Below are 16,134 nucleotides of genomic sequence, written 5' to 3'. Positions count from 1 at the left end.
GTGGTCCGCTGCTTCTTGCTACGCCTTCACTTCGCCGGCCGCGTCGATCTTCTTCATGTGCTCGGTCAAAATCTCGCGCACGTAATCGTAAATCGATTTGTCAGCCATCGCGGCGCGGACGCGGATGCCGCGGACCGCGCTCTTCGGCAGCGTGATTTGAGACTTTACGAAGGCGCCGCCTACCATGGCCTTGCCGCCAACAGGCGACCAGTTAAAACAGCCATCACCCATGTTTTCCGCGATCAGCGCGCGTTCGATCGAGTCGATTTCATCCGCCCCTGCGAGGACATGAACGCGGAACACGAATGCCGATTCTTCGAACTCATTCCAATCGGCTTGCAGCCTTTTGTTATGGTGTGAGCCGCGCTTAAGCATATTCATGTGACCCGCGAAGCGGTTTGCCAGGCAAACAGTCTTACCGACGTAAATGCGTCCGTTTGCCGTGTTCTCGATCACGTACACGCCGGGCGCGCTCGGAAATGGAATCTCTTTCATTGCTATGCCTTCGCTTCACCGACAGCAGCGGCATGCTTCGCCAAAAACTCAGCGACGGCTTGGCGCAGAACATTGGCGGCAGACATACCAAGGTTCGCTCCGAGCACGCGCACCTGGCGCACAGTTTCCTTCGGCACATCAACCTGCAAACGCTGCAAATCCCCTTCCATGTGAACTCCTGTTTATCCATTTAATGAAGTGGAGCGGATCGTAGCGAGCGACGAACCACACGCCAAATCGGAAATTCCAATCGCAAAAAAATCTGAATGAGGGGAAGAATGCAAACTCAGCGATTTAAGCCGTCGACACCCCTCATGGCTACTACCCCCTTGGCTAACCAGCTATAGGCCGTTCCGCGCATGCGGCGCAGCCTGACAACACTATCCGCGCCCGTCAGACTCGCGCTCCTATTCCATCGAGTAGTCCTGCTCGGCCAGGTTGTTGTAGCGGCTCGGCTTGGCAGTCGTCACCGGCACGCGCTCACCCTTCAAGCGCTGGCATGTCGCCTTTAGGTACGCCTTCGGGTCGGCGGGCTGCTCGGATACACCGGCCTGCACAGCCTGCAGCACGATAGCCTCATCGTATTGGGCGACCAACTTGCCGATGAATGGCCCGGCTTGCGCCTTGTCCGTGCCAGCAGCCATCAGCAACGACCTACCCCCGTGCCAGATTTGTTCCTTCGTGGTCGGCATGCGTCCGTCGGTCGGCTGAGAATCACCTTTGCCAAACAGATCCTGCGACGCGCCAGCGTCCGTTACGTCAGTAACGGAATTAATACCCGAAGGAGAAGAAGAAGATGAACGTCCGCGCGCACAGGGACCAAAGCCCTCACCAATGTCTTCACCAAAGGGGGGGTTAGGTGATGGCTTTGATGCGCCCTTTGATGCGCCCTTTGATGCTGCACCTTCGCCGTCACCAATGCCCGCAGCAGACCCGCGAACGATGCGGACATATTCGTCACGCACGAGGCGGGACGAGTACCACAGCGGGCCATCCTGCTCTTCGATCAGCGTCACTGGGTCGCCATCCTTGCGGCCCGAGCGCGGCACGTACACGAACGCTTCGACGTTCTCGCTAGCGTCAGCGCCCTTCAGAACGCCCTTCTGAACGAGGCTTTTCAGCATCTTGACTGTGGTGTTTGCAGCCTGCGCGAGTTCCTTCAGCGTCCAGCGAACGAAGCCATATTCATCCTGATCGTGGAGCACGCACAGCACGCGGACCCACACGCCCTGTTCGGCGTCCGTGCAGCGGCGCAAATTGCCGTTTGAAAGCCAGTCGCCGGGATAAAACTGAAACGAGGGGCGCTTCATTACAGAGCCTCGGCGGTCGTCACGGTCGCGGCCTTCGGCTGCGGGGCAGCGGTTCCGTGCAGCTCGATGAAAGCCACGCGCGCTGCGTGGGCCTCTGCAGGCGTGTTGTACAGACCCGGGACGTGCTTGCGCTTGCCGATGGCGAGCATTACCTGCGCGAGCCAGCGACCGTCAGCCGCAGGATAGACGCCGACGAAGCCGCTGGCGCTCGGGCGTGTCGCGCTGGGTTTGCGTTTGTGGTTGGATACTGCGAGGTTCGTGTTAGTCACGATGCCTTCCCATAGATTCCGGAAGGCCGAGAGGGGCCGCGCGATGGTATTCCTATTGACTCATAGGCAGAAAATAACTACCATCCGTGCAGAGATAGATACATGACTCCCTAGCCATTATCGTCCCTGTTTTGCCCCACCCGGCCCTACCGAGTGGTTAATGCGCCCCGGGCTCCTGCAAGAGTTTCGGGGCGTTCTCATTTCTGGGCCCCATTATGCAGTGGATGGCTCCTACTATGCAATATCAAAATCGCTGAAAGCCCCGCCCAGTAAGGCTTTCTCTGACTTTCCGGCAGAATTAATTGGCGCATCCGCAAGCAGATTCCCTTATCGAACGAGACTTTTAGGTGGGCATGATTTTCTGTAAGATTTATAATTTACATAATTAATAGGGTTTACACCTATCGTGATTACCACGATTAATTCTGCGCATTACGCAGAATAAGGATTGGTATTGCGCGATAGGCAGATTGATCGCACAATTGAGGATCGGAAGGGCAGAGGCCGCGCGTGCGGTTATCTGCCCTTTTTCGTTAACTCGGATCGAACACATGAGCGAAAACCCAATTTTTTCAGCCTTTTTTGAAGACTTCAAGCCAGCCCGCCAGCGCGAGCGTGCAGCCCTAACCATCTATCGCGCGCTGGAAGCCCGCAACGAGGCCGCAATGCAGGATGTTGGCGGCGGCAGCGCCAGCACTCAGGCGGCACCGCGCGCACCACGTCGCGCACCGGTACGCAAGCCCGCAAAATCAGGAGACGAGGACGGCGACGGCGATGGTCCTGCGCGGCGGCGCGTTCAACCGCTGTTTTACGATCTTAATGACGTTGCCGATGCGCTGTCACTTTCGACGCGCGGCGTGCAGCGGCTAGTTCAAGAGGGAAACTTCCCGAAGCCCCGGGCGCTCAGTACGCGCCGTATTGCATGGCTTGTGCGGGATGTCGAGGCGTGGGCGGAATCGCGTGAGGTCGCAGACATGCTGCCACCGGCTAACGCGGGCCAGCGTCGCGCTGCATAGCTGGCGATAGCCGGGGTGCCCTACTCAGGATTCACAGCCAAGCCTTTAAGGTGCACCTCGACAAGCCGTTCGAGTTCAGCGTCTAGCTTACCGAGCCACTCCACTCGCTCGGCGTCGAACTTGTATAGCTGGTAAATCCCACTCACGCCGGGCAGCATATGCCCGATGATCGCCTCGCCAATTTCATGCGGACAGCCTAGTTGCGCGAGCAACGTGCGCGCCGACCGCCTAAGATCGTGAGGCCCCCAATGCGTGACCGTCAGCCTGGTGCGCGTCCAGTTGTCCCGTATCTTGCAGTACGGTTGCCGGAAGAAAACCGACTCGCTCACCATCTTTTGCTGCGTATGGCCGGAACCCTTCTCAGACGGGAAAAGAAACCCCTTGCCGTGCGCGGCCATCCTCCTCCTGACGATCTTCTCGGCGCGACCAATGAGCGGCACGCGCAGGTCCATAGCGTTCGCGTGGCGGGCGTTCTTCGTCTTCGATTTCGGGATAGTCCACACGAGTCCTATGGGTGTGTCTGCTACCTCTGCGCCGGTCATTGCCATGATCTCGGCACCACGGCATCCCGTCCACAGGTAGAGGGTCAACGAGTCTTCGACTAGCCGACTGAAGTTCGGCAGCCACGTCACCAATTCGCCCAACTCGCTCCCGCTCAAAACGCGCTTTGCGGTCCCGATCTTCTCGCCTGCGATTTTCTTACCCTGACTTTTGAGTTTGCCCCGTAGGATATCTCTCCAGTGATTTGGAGTCGTATCGGGCAGGCGGCCAGCGTCGAGTGCCATGCTCCAAGCCGCCCCGATTTCGGCCTTCAGCTTGGCCGCCTGCACGGGTATGTCCGAGTGGCTGCTTATCAGGTCGAAAGCATCGCGGCGCGTCAGCGATGCCGCATCCTTAGCCGAAAACTTCCCGGGGATCATCTTCGCGAACATGCGACGCACTTCAGCCGCGCCCTTCGCCGCGCGATTCACATTGATATGTCCATGCACGTAGTCGCGCAGCACGTCGGCGACCGTCGGCGAGCCCTTGAGCTTGGCTGCGTCATCCGAGGCCGCCACGCGTGCCGTACGTCGTTCGGCGGCTGGGTCCGCGCCACCGTCCCGAGCCGCGCGCAGCTTCTCCCATGCGGCCACCGCGGCAGCGACGCTCATGGCAGGCCACTCGCCGATCTTCGTCTGGCCGAGTCGCCCGTCGGGGGTGCGGTAGCGATACGTCCAAGTCTTGCGACTGGCGCTCGCGATAAGCCGCAGGCCAGGCGATCCATCAATTAGAATGTGCTGCCCGGCAGGCAACAATTTTGCCGTTCGTGGGTCGAAGCCTTTCATGATTTTGGTATAGGTTTTCCCGGCGAAGCCCCATGCCGAGCCGGTATAGGTTTACGATACCACGGTCGAAATTCCCATACTGGGAAGTGGAATGTACTGGCGCGCTGTGTCACTTTCTGACGCGAACAAAACCCAATGCAGAACCGCCAGAACCAATAGGAGTAAGGCATTGCAGGTAGCAACCCCAAGCCCAGCACGGGATAGCGAGACCACCCATACTCCCATGATGCAACAGTATTTGCGCATCAAGGCCGAGCACCCGAACACGCTGCTGTTCTACCGGATGGGCGACTTCTACGAGCTGTTCTACGAAGACGCCGTCAAGGCGGCACGCCTGCTCGACGTGACGCTGACCCAGCGCGGCGCATCGAACGGGGTGCCGATCAAGATGGCGGGCGTGCCCTACCATGCGGTCGAGCAATATCTCGCCAAGCTCGTGAAGCTCGGCGAATCGGCCGCGATTTGTGAACAGATCGGCGATCCGGCCACCTCGAAGGGACCCGTCGAGCGCAAGGTCGTGCGCGTCGTCACGCCGGGGACGCTGACCGATGCCGCGCTGCTTTCAGACAAGGCGGATAACTATCTGCTCGCAGTCTGCGGGACGGCTGCAAGCACCCCGGCGAAACGCGGCCAGACGCCGAAGCTCGGGCTCGCGTGGGTCAATCTGGCGAGCGGCGCCCTGCGCCTGACCGAAGCGTCGCCGGGGGAACTCTCGGGGCTGCTCGAACGGATCCGCCCGGCTGAAACGCTGCTCGCCGACGCGGGCACCGAGGATGGGCTGAGCCTTCCCGCCAGCGCGGGCGCGGTGACTCGCGTGCCGCTCTGGCATTTCGATACGGCATCGGGACGCGAGCGGCTGTGCAAGCAGATGGAGGTGGCGAGCCTCGACGGCTTCTCGGCGCAAACACTGTCGGTCGCCTGCGGCGCGGCCGGTGCGCTGCTGTTGTATGCGGCCGCTACCCAGGGTCAGCAGCTGCGCCATATTCGTAGTCTCAAGGTCGAATACGAATCGGAATATATCGGGCTCGACCCCGCCACACGCCGCAACCTCGAACTGACCGAAACGCTGCGAGGCACCGACTCGCCCACGCTCGGTTCATTGCTCGACACTTGCCGCACGACCATGGGCACGCGGCTGCTGCGCTACTGGCTGCACCATGCGCCGCGCGACTCCGCCGTTCCGCGGGCACGGCACCAGGCGATCGGCACCCTGCTCGACGGCGATCTCGACGGCCTGCGCCAGGCACTCGGTGCGATCGCCGACGTCGAACGGATCACCGGCCGCCTCGCCCTGCTTTCCGCTCGCCCCCGCGACCTCGCGAGCCTGCGCGACACGCTCGCCTCGCTCCCCGCCCTGCGCGAGCGCCTCGCCCCGCTGTCGGCCCAGGCGCCCCTGCTCGCCAGCCTCGACGGCATGCTCGAGCCGCCGCCCGACGCCGCCGACCTGCTCACACGCGCGATCGCTCCCGAGCCCGCTGTCATGATCCGCGATGGTGGCGTGATCGCCCGCGGCTACGATGCGGATCTCGATGAACTCCGCGATATCTCCGAGAACTGCGGACAGTTTCTGATCGATCTTGAGACACGTGAGCGCACACGCACGGGCATCGGCAACCTCCGCGTGGAATACAACAAGGTTCACGGCTTCTATATCGAAGTCACCCGCGGGCAGACTGACAAAGTACCCGACGACTATCGCCGCCGTCAGACGCTCAAGAACGCCGAACGCTACATCACGCCCGAACTCAAGGCCTTCGAAGACAAGGCCCTCTCGGCGCAGGAACGCGCGCTCGCTCGCGAGAAGTCACTGTACGACGCGTTGCTCCAGCACATGCTCGAACACCTCACGGTCTGCCAGGCAGTTGCCTCCGCGCTTGCCCAGATCGATGTGCTCGCGGCCCTGGCCGAACGTGCACGCACACTCGGTTGGGTCGCGCCGGAGTTCGTCACGGATGAATGCATCGACATCGAACAGGGGCGTCACCCGGTCGTCGAGGCCCAGGTCGAGCGATTTATTCCGAACGACTGCCGCCTCTCCGACGCGCGCAAGCTGTTGCTGATCACAGGCCCGAACATGGGGGGCAAGTCGACCTTCATGCGCCAGACCGCGCTCGTCGCGCTGCTTGCCTACATCGGCAGCTACGTGCCGGCGCAACGTGCGCACTTCGGCCCGATCGATCGCATCTTCACGCGCATCGGCGCGGCCGACGACCTTGCTGGCGGCCGCTCGACCTTCATGGTCGAGATGACCGAGGCCGCCGCGATTCTCAACGACGCAAGCGAACGCAGTCTCGTCCTGATGGACGAGATCGGCCGCGGCACCTCGACCTTCGACGGGCTTGCGCTGGCCTGGGCGATCGCACGGCATCTGCTCACGCATACGCGCTGCTACACCTTGTTCGCCACCCACTATTTCGAGCTGACTCAGTTGCCTGAAGAGTTTGCGCATGCGGCAAACGTCCATCTGTCGGCGGTCGAACATGGCAAGGGCATCGTCTTCCTGCACGCAGTCGACGAGGGACCGGCGAGCCAAAGCTACGGGCTCCAGGTCGCCCAGCTTGCGGGCGTGCCCGCCGCGGTGATCCGGGCGGCACGCAAGCACCTCGCGGTGCTCGAGCAGCAATCGCTCGCCCATGCGACGCCGCAATTCGATCTGTTCGCTCCGCCGCACGAAATTGTCGAGGAGAGGCTCGCTGCCGAACCCGCAATGCCCCTCGCCGAACATCCCGCGATTGCCAGGCTGCGCGATATCAACCCCGACGACCTGCGGCCACGCGAGGCGATGGACCTGCTCTATGAATTGCGCTCGCTCGCGCTGGGCCGGCCGCACCAGGACTGAAGAACAGCTCCCCTAGACGGAAAACAACGGAAAAGGCGCGATGATGAGACAGATGCTGGCCAAGCTTGCACTGCTGTCGCTCGGACTCGCGGGAACCCACGCGCACGCGGCGAGCCCGCCTTTCAGTTTCGCGGTCATCGGCAATGGCCCCTTCAGCAGCGCGGAAGAGCCGACTGCGCGGCGGCTGCTCGATGCGATCGGCAAGAGCCGCGACGTGCCGCGCTTTATCATCAACACCGGCAACCTCAAGGCCCCCGCCGAAGCGTGTGATGACACGCTGCTGCTGGGCCGGCTCGCGCTGCTCGACAGCTCGCCGCTGCCCTTGTTCTATGTGCCCGGCGAAAACGAATGGATGGCCTGCCAGTTCGGCCCGAACGGCGGCTATGACCCGCGCGAGCGGCTCGACTTCATCCGCGATCACTTCTACGGCGACGACCAGTCGCTCGGCGTGAACCGTCTGCCGCTCGCGCGGCAGAGCGCCAGCCCGCGTTTTCGGCAGTACCGCGAAAACATGCGCTGGCAGTCGGCCGATGTCGTGTTCATCACGCTCAACGTGCCGGGGGACAACAATCACTTCCTGAATCAGGGGGGGCGTAACGGCGAGTTCGAAGAGCGCTCGGTTGCGAATATCGAATGGATCGAGCGCGCGGGCGCCTATGCGCGCCGCACGCACGCGCGTGCCATCGTGATTGCGTTCGAGGGCGATCCGCAATTCGAGGCCGGCCCGCGCCGCGACCCGCTGTTCGGATGGTTGCGCTTCGACCGGCAGGCCGCGCGCGACGGATATGCGGAACTCAAGCAGGCGCTGCTCAAGCTCACGCAACATTTCGAAGGTCCGGTGCTGCTGATCGACGGCGGCATCAGTCCGCTCGCGGCCGGTTACCGGATCGATGAGCCGCTGCGGGACGAACACGGCGCACGCGTGGCGAACTTCGCCCGACTCGAAGTCTCGGGATCACCGCATCTGATGCAATGGATCCGCGTAAGCGTCGAACCCGAACGCAAGGAACTGTTTCGGATCAGCGTACAGAAAGTGCGTGCGAGCGGGCCCGCTCCTTCCGCACCCTCCGCGCAGCCACCCGCCGTCATGCCCGACTCGCAGGGCCAGTCCGGTATGCCCGGAATGCCGGCCGCATCGAGCCCGCCGCTCACGCCGGGTACATCCGGCATCGAGGCGCCCAGGATGCTGCCCCTTCCCCCGGTCGATCACACGCCTTCGGATTGAGCTCCTACCCTGACTGAAGGCCGAGGCTTCTCGCGGACACTGATGAACGAACGGCCCGGCGGTCGCCCGCCGGGCCGTTCAGCCGTACTGCGTCATCAGGCCGTTCTACACACGCTTGCCCTCAATGCAGGATGCGTGGCGGCTCGTCGCCATCGTCTTCGTCATCCTCGTCGTCGACCACATGCAAGCCGTCGACGCCATGCGCATGTTCGTGCTCGAGTTCATCGGCGGTCGCTTCGCGCACCTCGGTGACCTTGAGCGCGAACCGCAAGGCCATGCCGGCGAGCGGATGATTGCCATCGAGCACGACCTTGTCTTCGGCGAGTTCGGTGACCGTATAGATCAGTGAATCGAGCTCGTCGTCGCTCTCCTCGGGCGTGCCTTCAAACTGCATGCCGATTTCGAGTGGCTCGGGAAAGCGGCCGCGCTCCTCGATTTTCACAAGCTCGGGATCGTACTCGCCGAATGCATCGTCGGGCTCGAGCTGGATCTGCGTTTCATAGCCGGTCTCATGGCCGTCCAGCACTTCCTCGATCTTGGGGAACGTGCCATCATAACCGCCGTGCAAATAGACCATCGGCTCGTCGCTCTGTTCGATCAGATTGCCCTGTGCATCCGATAACGTGTAAGAGACTGATACGACGGTGTTCTTGACGATCTTCATTCGTTCCTCCGGAAACCTTTTCCTATTATACGATGCCAGTGCGGCCCTCCGACACGTCAATACCTCCTGTGCAGCCGCCTTTGGGCAGCCTCGACGCCGCCGAATTCATGCGCCGCTACTGGCAGCGCAAACCCCTGCTGATCCGTCAGGCCGTACCTGATGCGGGCGCGCTGATTGGCCGCGACACCCTGTTCGACATCGCCGCGCGCGACGATGTCGACAGCCGGCTCATCATGCAGCGCCGCGGCAAATGGTCGCTCGATCACGGGCCGTTCGAGCGCGACGCCCTACCTTCATTGCGCAGCAAGCAATGGTCCCTGCTCGTGCAAGGCGTCAATCTCCATCATGACGCCACGCATGCGCTGATGAACCGGTTTCGCTTCATACCCGACGCTCGGCTCGACGACGCGATGTTCAGCTACGCGAGCGACGGGGGAGGCGTCGGTCCGCATTTCGACTCGTATGACGTGTTCCTGTTGCAGACGCACGGCAGGCGCCGCTGGCGCGTCAGCGCCCAGCGCGATCTGAGCCTGCGCGACGGGCTGCCGCTCAAGATTCTAGACCGCTTCGAGGCGACCGACGAATGGGTGCTCGAGCCCGGCGACATGTTGTACCTGCCGCCGCATATCGCGCACGACGGCGTCGCGCTCGGCGAATGCATGACCTGTTCGATCGGCTTTCGCGCGCCGCTCGCGGGCGAGATGATCGGGCAGTTTTTCTACGATCTCGCCGAACGATCGGGCGAAATGCGGGGGGCGGCACGCCGTTTGCGGGACCCCGGTCGTAAGCCGACACTCCATCCGGCACGTCTACCGGAAGACATGGTCGAGACAACGGAAAACTGGCTCAATTCGGTCAGCTGGAACCGCGAAGACATCGCCCGATTCGTAGGGCGCTATCTGAGCGAGCCCAAGCCGACCGTGGTGTTCGACGGACCGGCACGGCTTCTCGATGAGGCCGCCTTCCTGGCCCGTGCACGGCGCAGTGGCGTGACCGTCGACCCGCGCACCTTGCTGCTTTACGACAGCCGTTGTTTTTACATCAACGGAGAGGCTGGCAAGCTCGCGCGCGACACGCGCGAAACCCTTGTGGGGCTTGCCGATCAGCGGATTTTGATAGGGAAAGACTTTGTAACACTCTCGGAGACCTCATCGGTGACATTACTGCTTTACGAATGGTATTGTGCAGGTTGGATCCGAGTAGGCTGAGCGTAGGCTCATGGTGAGCTAAGAGTAGGCCTGATGCTTCAGGTGAATCTCACGGTAATCGCAGGCATTTCTTAAAAAAGCAAATGATGCCGTAGAGGAAGGCTGTCCAGTGGCAAGATTTATCGACTCTGGATACGAAAATGCATATAATTTCGGGCCAAGCCGTGGGTAAGTGGGGCACATAGGCGTGCCCCGATGCCGACGGCCAAGGTCAGTGTTGGGCACATAAACATTACCGGTAACATTCGCGCTGTTGCTTACCTTTATCCATAAAAGGACGTGATCATGAAGAAATCCCTCCTCCTCGCTTCCCTGATGGCTGCACTGGCTCTGGCTGCTTGCGGCAAGTCGAGCGATCAGAGCGCCGCTCCGGCAAGCGACGCGGCTGCTGCATCCGCACCGGCTGCCGACGCAGCTTCGGCTCCGGCTGCTGCTGCTTCGGATGCCGCACCGGCTGCTGCTGACGCAGGCTCGGCACCGGCTGCTGCTTCGGATGCGGGCGCTGCTGCTTCCGATGCCGCTTCGGCTGCTGCTCCCGCTTCGGCTGCCAGCAACTAAGCTCTCGAGCTTGAAAAAAAACCGGCCTCCGGGCCGGTTTTTTTTCGTCTGCGTTTCCGTATGTATTTTACAGACAGCATTCTTGATGGAATTGCTTGTCTAATACGCTCATCATTGCACGGTCGGGTTTCCAGGTTTTCGGCTTTGCAGGCGTTCTTTTCGCTGTCCCTTTACCTGTGATTCCCGGGGACGGCTCGCCGACGCCCTACATTGCTTAGCAATTTATAACCATTGCTTTTATCAAAATAAGTCGCGTGACTTCTACAACGCGCCGATCATCCTTACACGCCCATCCCTGCATTTGGACCTGCCGCGCTGTCTGGCGCCCTCCTATAACACCCGCCAGCCGAAACCCTCCGCCTGCGTCGCGACACCGATCTCGTCGGGCACGCAACCGGCCACGGCCGCAAGCGCGGCCTGCGCAAGCACGGCAGTGTTGTTTTGCTGACTGAGATGGGCGGCGATCAGATGCTTGAGGTGCGAGCGTTCGATTTGCCCTAGCAAGGCCGCTGCAGCGTCATTGGCCAAGTGGCCAAGGTCACCGGCAATGCGCGCCTTCAGGGATGCCGGATAACGGCTTGCCGCAAGCATCTGGCGATCGTGATTGCATTCGAGGATCAGTGCGTCGCAACCGCCCAGCACGGCCGTGATGTGAGGGGTCGCGCAGCCCGTGTCGGTCAATACGCCGAGCCGGCGGTCACCATCGGAAAATACAAACTGGAGCGGCTCACGCGCATCGTGCGGAACCGTATAGGGATGGACTTCGATATCTCCGAGCGCAAGCGCCTCACCGCCCCAGAGGATGCGCAGATCGACCCGGCCGTCGTCGGCGCCGCTCGCCAGTGCGGTGCCCCAGCTCATGAAGACCGGCAGATTCGCCTTCTTTGCCAGCACCAATGAACTGCCGACATGGTCGGTGTGTTCGTGCGTCACGATCAGCGCGTCGAGATCGGCGAATTCAAGCCCGACCCGAAGCAGGCGGCGCTGCAGTTCACGCACGGAGAAGCCGCAGTCGAGCAGCACACGTGTCGTACTCGCGCCTTCGGATACCTCGACTACAAGCGCGTTGCCTTCACTGCCGCTGCCCAGGCTCGTAAAACGCATCGGATCGGTCCGACGGCGCACGATCGGATGTCGCGCGCCGTGCTCAAATCATGCTCAGTTGAGTGCCGCGCCCAACGTGGAAACCAGGCGCTTGGCGTCGGCGGAGGTATCGATGTTGCCGCTCGCATCGACGACGCTGACCTGGGTCTGACTGTCGCTCTTCGGACGCACATTGACCACGAGCTTCTTCGGCGGAGCCGAACTCGTCAGAAGCTTGCCGAACAAACCTTCCTTCTTGACGTCCTGCGTGTCGTCGATATACCGCACGTAGTAAAGGCCCTTGCTCTTGTCGCTGTTGTCTACCGCGAAACTGCTGCGGTCGAGTGCGACGCCGATGCGCAGCCAAGCGCGATCGAAGGGCTCGGAAAGATCAAGCGCGGGCGCGCCGTCGGCAACCGTCGCCACCTTTGCATCGCCGACACGCGCATTGGCCTGGAGCATCATGGCCTGCGTATTCGACAAGCCGAACTTCTGAATCATTCGATTCAGAAACGCCTGCTCGAGGTTCGGATCACGCGGGCGCGACACCCAGCGCGAGGTCTCCTTCTGCTGCCCGATCATCACTTCCTCGAGCGCACTATGCGAGATCGTGATTTCGGTCGAACCGTCCGAGCCATGTTCGACGACGGTCCGGAACTTGTCGAGCGTGCCCGACGAATAGATGCCGTCGAACAGCTTGCCGATTGAACTGCGGAACCAGTCGTTACCAATCTTTGCACGGTTCTCGGCCCAGTTGGTTTCCATCAGACCCTGGGCAGGCTGGTCGGTCTGCAGGACGAAGCCATTTTCCTGCCAGAACGCCTTGAGTTCGGGCCAGAGTTCTTCAGGCGTACGGCCATCGACGACCAGGCGGCGAATATCGCCATCCCGTTCGATATGCATGCCGAGCGGATCCTGCGCGGTCGGCACGCCGAGCGTCGCCGAACCGTTCGCCGTCTGCGTAAACATCGGCGCGCCGCCGAGTCCGATCGAGGTCGCGGGCACCGAGAAATGATCGTCAAGGTGGGCCTTGGAGAGATCCGAAGGTACCGTCAGCGTCGGTGCGCTCGTCGCGCTCTTGTAGTCGACCTTGTCGGGCGCGAGCCACTCGCTGAGCGTGTCGCAACCAGCGAGGGAACCCAGCACAAGTACGGTGGCAACCGTGCGCAGGGCAATGGTGGAACTGGCAGACTGTGTCATGAGGTCCTTCGAATATCGAATAGCGCGGCCATCGCGACAGAAGCCGAGGGGCGCGCGCGCGTTCATTGCGCCGCTCTTACAGGCCGGCCCCGCGCATGGCCACTCGCACCACGTCGTGGAACGGCGGGGCCAGCGGCGTCAGCGGCAAGCGAATGCCGCCTTCGATCTTACCCATCTGCTGCAGGACCCATTTCGTCGGGATAGGATTCGATTCGACGAACAATTGGCGATGCAGTCCAAGCAGTCGCAGATGGATATCGCGTGCGGTATGAGCATCGCCCGCAAGCGCGGCCCGGCACAACTCGGCCATCGCGCGCGGCGCGACGTTGGCCGTGACGGAGATATTGCCGTGCCCTCCCATCAACATCAGTGCGATCGCCGTCGGATCGTCACCGCTGTAGATCGAAAAACCCGCGGGCGCATCCTTGATCAGATGAATCCCACGGTCCAGGTTTCCGGTCGCGTCCTTGACACCGACGATGTTGGGCACTTCCGCCAGACGCAGAATCGTATCGTTGCTCATGTCCGCCACCGTGCGGCCCGGCACGTTGTACAGGATCAGCGGTAGGCCGCCTTCTTCGGCAATTGCCGAAAAATGGCGGAACATGCCTTCCTGCGTCGGCTTGTTGTAGTACGGTACGACCTGTAACGATGCATCGGCGCCGACTTCGCGAGCATACCGCGTGAGCGCGATCGCCTCGGCCGTCGAGTTGCCACCCGAACCGGCGATCACCGGAATGCGGCCCGCCACGTGATCGACCGCTGCCTTGATCAGCAGACGGTGCTCGTCCACGGTCACGGTTGCCGATTCACCGCTCGTGCCCACGATCACGAGGGAATCCGTCCCTTCGGCAATATGCCAGTCGATCAGTTTGCGCAGGGCGGGCAGATCGAGCGAGCCATCCTCACGCATCGGGGTGACAATCGCGACAATGCTGCCACGGATGGTTGCGCCACGCGCGGCCGAGTCAGTTGCGGTAATCATGCAAAACGCCAATAAATTCGGTAATTAGGAATTGTAGCGGATAAGCGAACCGCTACCTCAGTTATACGCCAGCCCCATTGCCTCTCGGACATCACGCATCGTTTCCTGCGCGTATTTGCGGGCCTTGTCGCAGCCGTCGGCGGCGATCGCCCGCAGCAGCGAAGGATCGTCCATATACTTCTGTGCACGTTCGAGCATCGGCTGCTGTTCGCGAAGAATGCCGTCGATGACGGGCTGCTTGCATTCAAGACAACCAATGCCCGCGGTGCGGCAGCCATTGGCCGCCCATTCGCGCGTCGCATCGTCGGAATACACTTGATGCAGTTCCCAGACCGGGCATTTGTCGGGGTCGCCCGGATCGGTCCGACGCACGCGCGCGGGGTCGGTCGGCATGGTCCTGACTTTCTTCGTGATCGATTCGCGATCCTCGCGCAGGCCGATCGTATTGCCATACGATTTCGACATTTTCTGGCCGTCGAGACCCGGCATTTTCGATGCCTCGGTCAACATCGCCTGCGGCTCGACCAGGATGATCTTGCGTGCACCTTCGAGATAGCCGAACAGCCGCTCGCGGTCGCTGAGCGACAGACTTTGCGATTCCTGCAGCAGCGCCCTCGCCTGCTCGAGCGCTTCGTCGATTCCTTCCTGCTGGTAGGTGTTGCGCAACTCGAGATAGAGCTTGGCACGCTTGCCGCCGAGTTTCTTCGCGGCCTCGAGCGCCTTCTCCTCGAAATCGAGCTCACGTCCATACAGATAGTTGAAACGCCGCGCGATTTCACGCGTCATCTCGACGTGCGGCACCTGGTCTTCTCCGACCGGCACCAGCGAGCCGCGATACAGCAGAATGTCAGCCGCCATCAGCACCGGATAGCCAAGAAAGCCATAGGTATGCAGATCGCGCTCCTTGATCTTCTCGATCTGCTCCTTGTAGGTCGGCACACGCTCGAGCCAGCCGAGCGGCGTGCTCATGCCCAGCAGCAGCGCGAGTTCCGCATGCTCGGGAACGCGGCTCTGGATAAACAGGGTCGCCTGCGCGGGGTCGATGCCCGAGGCAAGCCAGTCGATCAGCACTTCCCAAACGTTCTTTTCAATCACTTCCGGCGTTTCGTAGTGCGTCGTCAGCGCGTGCCAGTCGACCACGCTGAAAAAGCATGGATACTCGGATTGCAGCCGGACCCAGTTCTTCAGCACACCGTGATAGTGGCCCAGGTGCAGCGAGCCGGTCGGGCGCATGCCGGAAAAAATACGAGCGGGGAACATGAATATTAGGTAACGAGAGCGAACAAGGGATTGAGGAGGGCTTGGATCACGCTCACACCGACATGAGTGAGGGGACGCAGCCAGAACGTCGAAAGCAGGCCCGTCGCAACCAACGCCATGACAATGAAAAATCCGTACGGCTCGACGCGCGACAGCGCATAGCCCTGCTTCGGGGGGAGCAGCGAGGTCAGCACGCGCCCCCCGTCGAGCGGCGGCAGCGGAAACAGGTTCAGCGCGCACAGTACGAGATTGACCCAGATACCGGCGGCGGCCATCTTCACGAAGAACGGCTCGGTGACCTGCATCATCTGCAGGGTCAGCGCGACCACGCCCCACAACAGCGCCTGGACGAAATTGCATCCTGGCCCCGCGATCGAGACGAGCAGGCTGTCCCAGCGCGGATTGCGCAGCGCGCCGAAGTTGACCGGCACCGGCTTCGCATAGCCGAACAGAAACGCGCCGTTCGTCAGGAAATACAGGACGAGCGGCATCGCGATCGTACCCACGGGATCGATGTGACGCGCGGGGTTCACCGACACCCGGCCCAGCATGTAGGCGGTGTTGTCGCCGCGCAGGCGCGCGACATAGCCGTGAGCAGCCTCGTGCAACGTGATCGCGAACAACACGGGAAGCGCGTTGACGGCAATATTTTGAATCAGAGTGTCATCCATGGCGCGCTATTGTAACAAGCAGGAAA

At 61.7% G+C, this 16,134-nt stretch carries 16 protein-coding genes; 5 read left to right on the top strand and 11 right to left on the bottom strand.

Going from position 1 to position 16,134, the window contains the following annotated elements:
* Positions 1-18: 18 nt before the first annotated feature.
* From HV670_RS08010 to HV670_RS07995, 4 genes are all read right to left on the bottom strand, one after another.
* Positions 19-495: a GIY-YIG nuclease family protein gene (locus tag HV670_RS08010; RefSeq protein ID WP_217478386.1), complete on the bottom strand. Its 477-nt coding sequence runs from the start codon at positions 493-495 to the stop codon at positions 19-21.
* 2 nt (positions 496-497) lie between these two features.
* Positions 498-665 carry a hypothetical protein gene (locus HV670_RS08005; RefSeq protein ID WP_175104219.1) on the bottom strand — a complete coding sequence of 56 codons (168 nt, stop codon included), beginning with the start codon at positions 663-665 and terminating at the stop codon, positions 498-500.
* Between the two features lie 237 nt (positions 666-902).
* Entirely contained in the window at positions 903-1,805 is a 903-nt protein-coding gene (locus tag HV670_RS08000) for a hypothetical protein (RefSeq protein ID WP_175104218.1), read from the bottom strand.
* A complete protein-coding gene (locus tag HV670_RS07995; protein ID WP_175104217.1) occupies positions 1,805-2,074 on the bottom strand; it encodes an AP2/ERF family transcription factor in 270 nt (89 codons plus the stop codon). Before HV670_RS07995 ends, HV670_RS08000 begins: the two co-directional genes overlap by 1 nt.
* A gap of 551 nt (positions 2,075-2,625) precedes the next feature.
* Between HV670_RS07995 and HV670_RS07990 the strand changes: the two genes are divergently transcribed.
* On the top strand, positions 2,626-3,090 hold the full coding sequence (locus tag HV670_RS07990) for a helix-turn-helix transcriptional regulator (protein ID WP_246257135.1): 465 nt from the start codon (positions 2,626-2,628) through the stop codon (positions 3,088-3,090).
* 20 nt (positions 3,091-3,110) lie between these two features.
* Here HV670_RS07990 and HV670_RS07985 read toward each other — a convergent pair whose 3' ends face one another.
* Complete coding sequence (locus HV670_RS07985) at positions 3,111-4,415, bottom strand: tyrosine-type recombinase/integrase (RefSeq protein ID WP_175104216.1); 1,305 nt, start codon at positions 4,413-4,415, stop codon at positions 3,111-3,113.
* 223 nt (positions 4,416-4,638) lie between these two features.
* Here HV670_RS07985 and mutS point away from each other — a divergent pair, with 223 nt between their 5' ends.
* Positions 4,639-7,254 carry a DNA mismatch repair protein MutS gene (gene mutS, locus HV670_RS07980; RefSeq protein ID WP_246257134.1) on the top strand — a complete coding sequence of 872 codons (2,616 nt, stop codon included), beginning with the start codon at positions 4,639-4,641 and terminating at the stop codon, positions 7,252-7,254.
* 40 nt (positions 7,255-7,294) lie between these two features.
* A complete protein-coding gene (locus HV670_RS07975) occupies positions 7,295-8,479 on the top strand; it encodes a hypothetical protein (protein WP_175104214.1) in 1,185 nt (394 codons plus the stop codon).
* A 121-nt stretch (positions 8,480-8,600) separates the two neighbouring features.
* Here the strand turns inward: HV670_RS07975 and HV670_RS07970 are convergent, their stop codons facing one another.
* Entirely contained in the window at positions 8,601-9,143 is a 543-nt protein-coding gene (locus tag HV670_RS07970) for an FKBP-type peptidyl-prolyl cis-trans isomerase (RefSeq protein WP_175104213.1), read from the bottom strand.
* Positions 9,144-9,175: 32 nt separating this feature from the next.
* On the opposite strand from HV670_RS07970, the gene HV670_RS07965 reads away from it, so the two are divergent.
* The gene (locus tag HV670_RS07965) at positions 9,176-10,351 is read left to right on the top strand and encodes a JmjC domain-containing protein (RefSeq protein WP_246257129.1); all 1,176 of its coding nucleotides are present in this window, start codon (positions 9,176-9,178) and stop codon (positions 10,349-10,351) included.
* Positions 10,352-10,636: 285 nt separating this feature from the next.
* Entirely contained in the window at positions 10,637-10,909 is a 273-nt protein-coding gene (locus HV670_RS07960; protein ID WP_175104212.1) for a hypothetical protein, read from the top strand.
* A 330-nt stretch (positions 10,910-11,239) separates the two neighbouring features.
* Here HV670_RS07960 and HV670_RS07955 read toward each other — a convergent pair whose 3' ends face one another.
* The 5 genes from HV670_RS07955 to HV670_RS07935 form a co-directional block, all read right to left on the bottom strand.
* Positions 11,240-12,013, bottom strand: coding sequence for an MBL fold metallo-hydrolase (locus tag HV670_RS07955; RefSeq protein ID WP_175104211.1), 774 nt, complete (start codon positions 12,011-12,013; stop codon positions 11,240-11,242).
* A 54-nt stretch (positions 12,014-12,067) separates the two neighbouring features.
* Positions 12,068-13,192 carry an outer membrane protein assembly factor BamC gene (gene bamC / locus HV670_RS07950; protein WP_175104210.1) on the bottom strand — a complete coding sequence of 375 codons (1,125 nt, stop codon included), beginning with the start codon at positions 13,190-13,192 and terminating at the stop codon, positions 12,068-12,070.
* Positions 13,193-13,268: 76 nt separating this feature from the next.
* A complete protein-coding gene (dapA, locus tag HV670_RS07945) occupies positions 13,269-14,177 on the bottom strand; it encodes a 4-hydroxy-tetrahydrodipicolinate synthase (protein ID WP_175104209.1) in 909 nt (302 codons plus the stop codon).
* A 57-nt stretch (positions 14,178-14,234) separates the two neighbouring features.
* Positions 14,235-15,437: a tryptophan--tRNA ligase gene (locus HV670_RS07940; RefSeq protein WP_175104208.1), complete on the bottom strand. Its 1,203-nt coding sequence runs from the start codon at positions 15,435-15,437 to the stop codon at positions 14,235-14,237.
* A gap of 5 nt (positions 15,438-15,442) precedes the next feature.
* Positions 15,443-16,108 (bottom strand): site-2 protease family protein, encoded by a 666-nt coding sequence (locus HV670_RS07935; protein WP_175104207.1) that lies wholly within the window; start codon positions 16,106-16,108, stop codon positions 15,443-15,445.
* Between the last annotated feature and the right edge of the window lie 26 nt (positions 16,109-16,134).

This window comes from Pararobbsia alpina (assembly GCF_902859895.1).
Taxonomy (GTDB): domain Bacteria; phylum Pseudomonadota; class Gammaproteobacteria; order Burkholderiales; family Burkholderiaceae; genus Pararobbsia; species Pararobbsia alpina.
The sequence above is the reverse complement of the archived record's forward strand: the minus strand, read 5'-3'. Positions and strand labels throughout refer to the sequence as shown.

Coding starts and splice junctions, on each gene's coding strand:
- HV670_RS08010 (WP_217478386.1), bottom strand. CDS start 495: ATGAAAGAGATTCCATTTCCGAGCGCGCCCGGCGTGTACGTGATCGAG.
- HV670_RS08005 (WP_175104219.1), bottom strand. CDS start 665: ATGGAAGGGGATTTGCAGCGTTTGCAGGTTGATGTGCCGAAGGAAACT.
- HV670_RS08000 (WP_175104218.1), bottom strand. CDS start 1,805: ATGAAGCGCCCCTCGTTTCAGTTTTATCCCGGCGACTGGCTTTCAAAC.
- HV670_RS07990 (WP_246257135.1), top strand. CDS start 2,626: ATGAGCGAAAACCCAATTTTTTCAGCCTTTTTTGAAGACTTCAAGCCA.
- HV670_RS07985 (WP_175104216.1), bottom strand. CDS start 4,415: ATGAAAGGCTTCGACCCACGAACGGCAAAATTGTTGCCTGCCGGGCAG.
- mutS (WP_246257134.1), top strand. CDS start 4,639: ATGATGCAACAGTATTTGCGCATCAAGGCCGAGCACCCGAACACGCTG.
- HV670_RS07975 (WP_175104214.1), top strand. CDS start 7,295: ATGATGAGACAGATGCTGGCCAAGCTTGCACTGCTGTCGCTCGGACTC.
- HV670_RS07970 (WP_175104213.1), bottom strand. CDS start 9,143: ATGAAGATCGTCAAGAACACCGTCGTATCAGTCTCTTACACGTTATCG.
- HV670_RS07965 (WP_246257129.1), top strand. CDS start 9,176: ATGCCAGTGCGGCCCTCCGACACGTCAATACCTCCTGTGCAGCCGCCT.
- HV670_RS07960 (WP_175104212.1), top strand. CDS start 10,637: ATGAAGAAATCCCTCCTCCTCGCTTCCCTGATGGCTGCACTGGCTCTG.
- HV670_RS07955 (WP_175104211.1), bottom strand. CDS start 12,013: ATGCGTTTTACGAGCCTGGGCAGCGGCAGTGAAGGCAACGCGCTTGTA.
- bamC (WP_175104210.1), bottom strand. CDS start 13,192: ATGACACAGTCTGCCAGTTCCACCATTGCCCTGCGCACGGTTGCCACC.
- dapA (WP_175104209.1), bottom strand. CDS start 14,177: ATGATTACCGCAACTGACTCGGCCGCGCGTGGCGCAACCATCCGTGGC.
- HV670_RS07940 (WP_175104208.1), bottom strand. CDS start 15,437: ATGTTCCCCGCTCGTATTTTTTCCGGCATGCGCCCGACCGGCTCGCTG.
- HV670_RS07935 (WP_175104207.1), bottom strand. CDS start 16,108: ATGGATGACACTCTGATTCAAAATATTGCCGTCAACGCGCTTCCCGTG.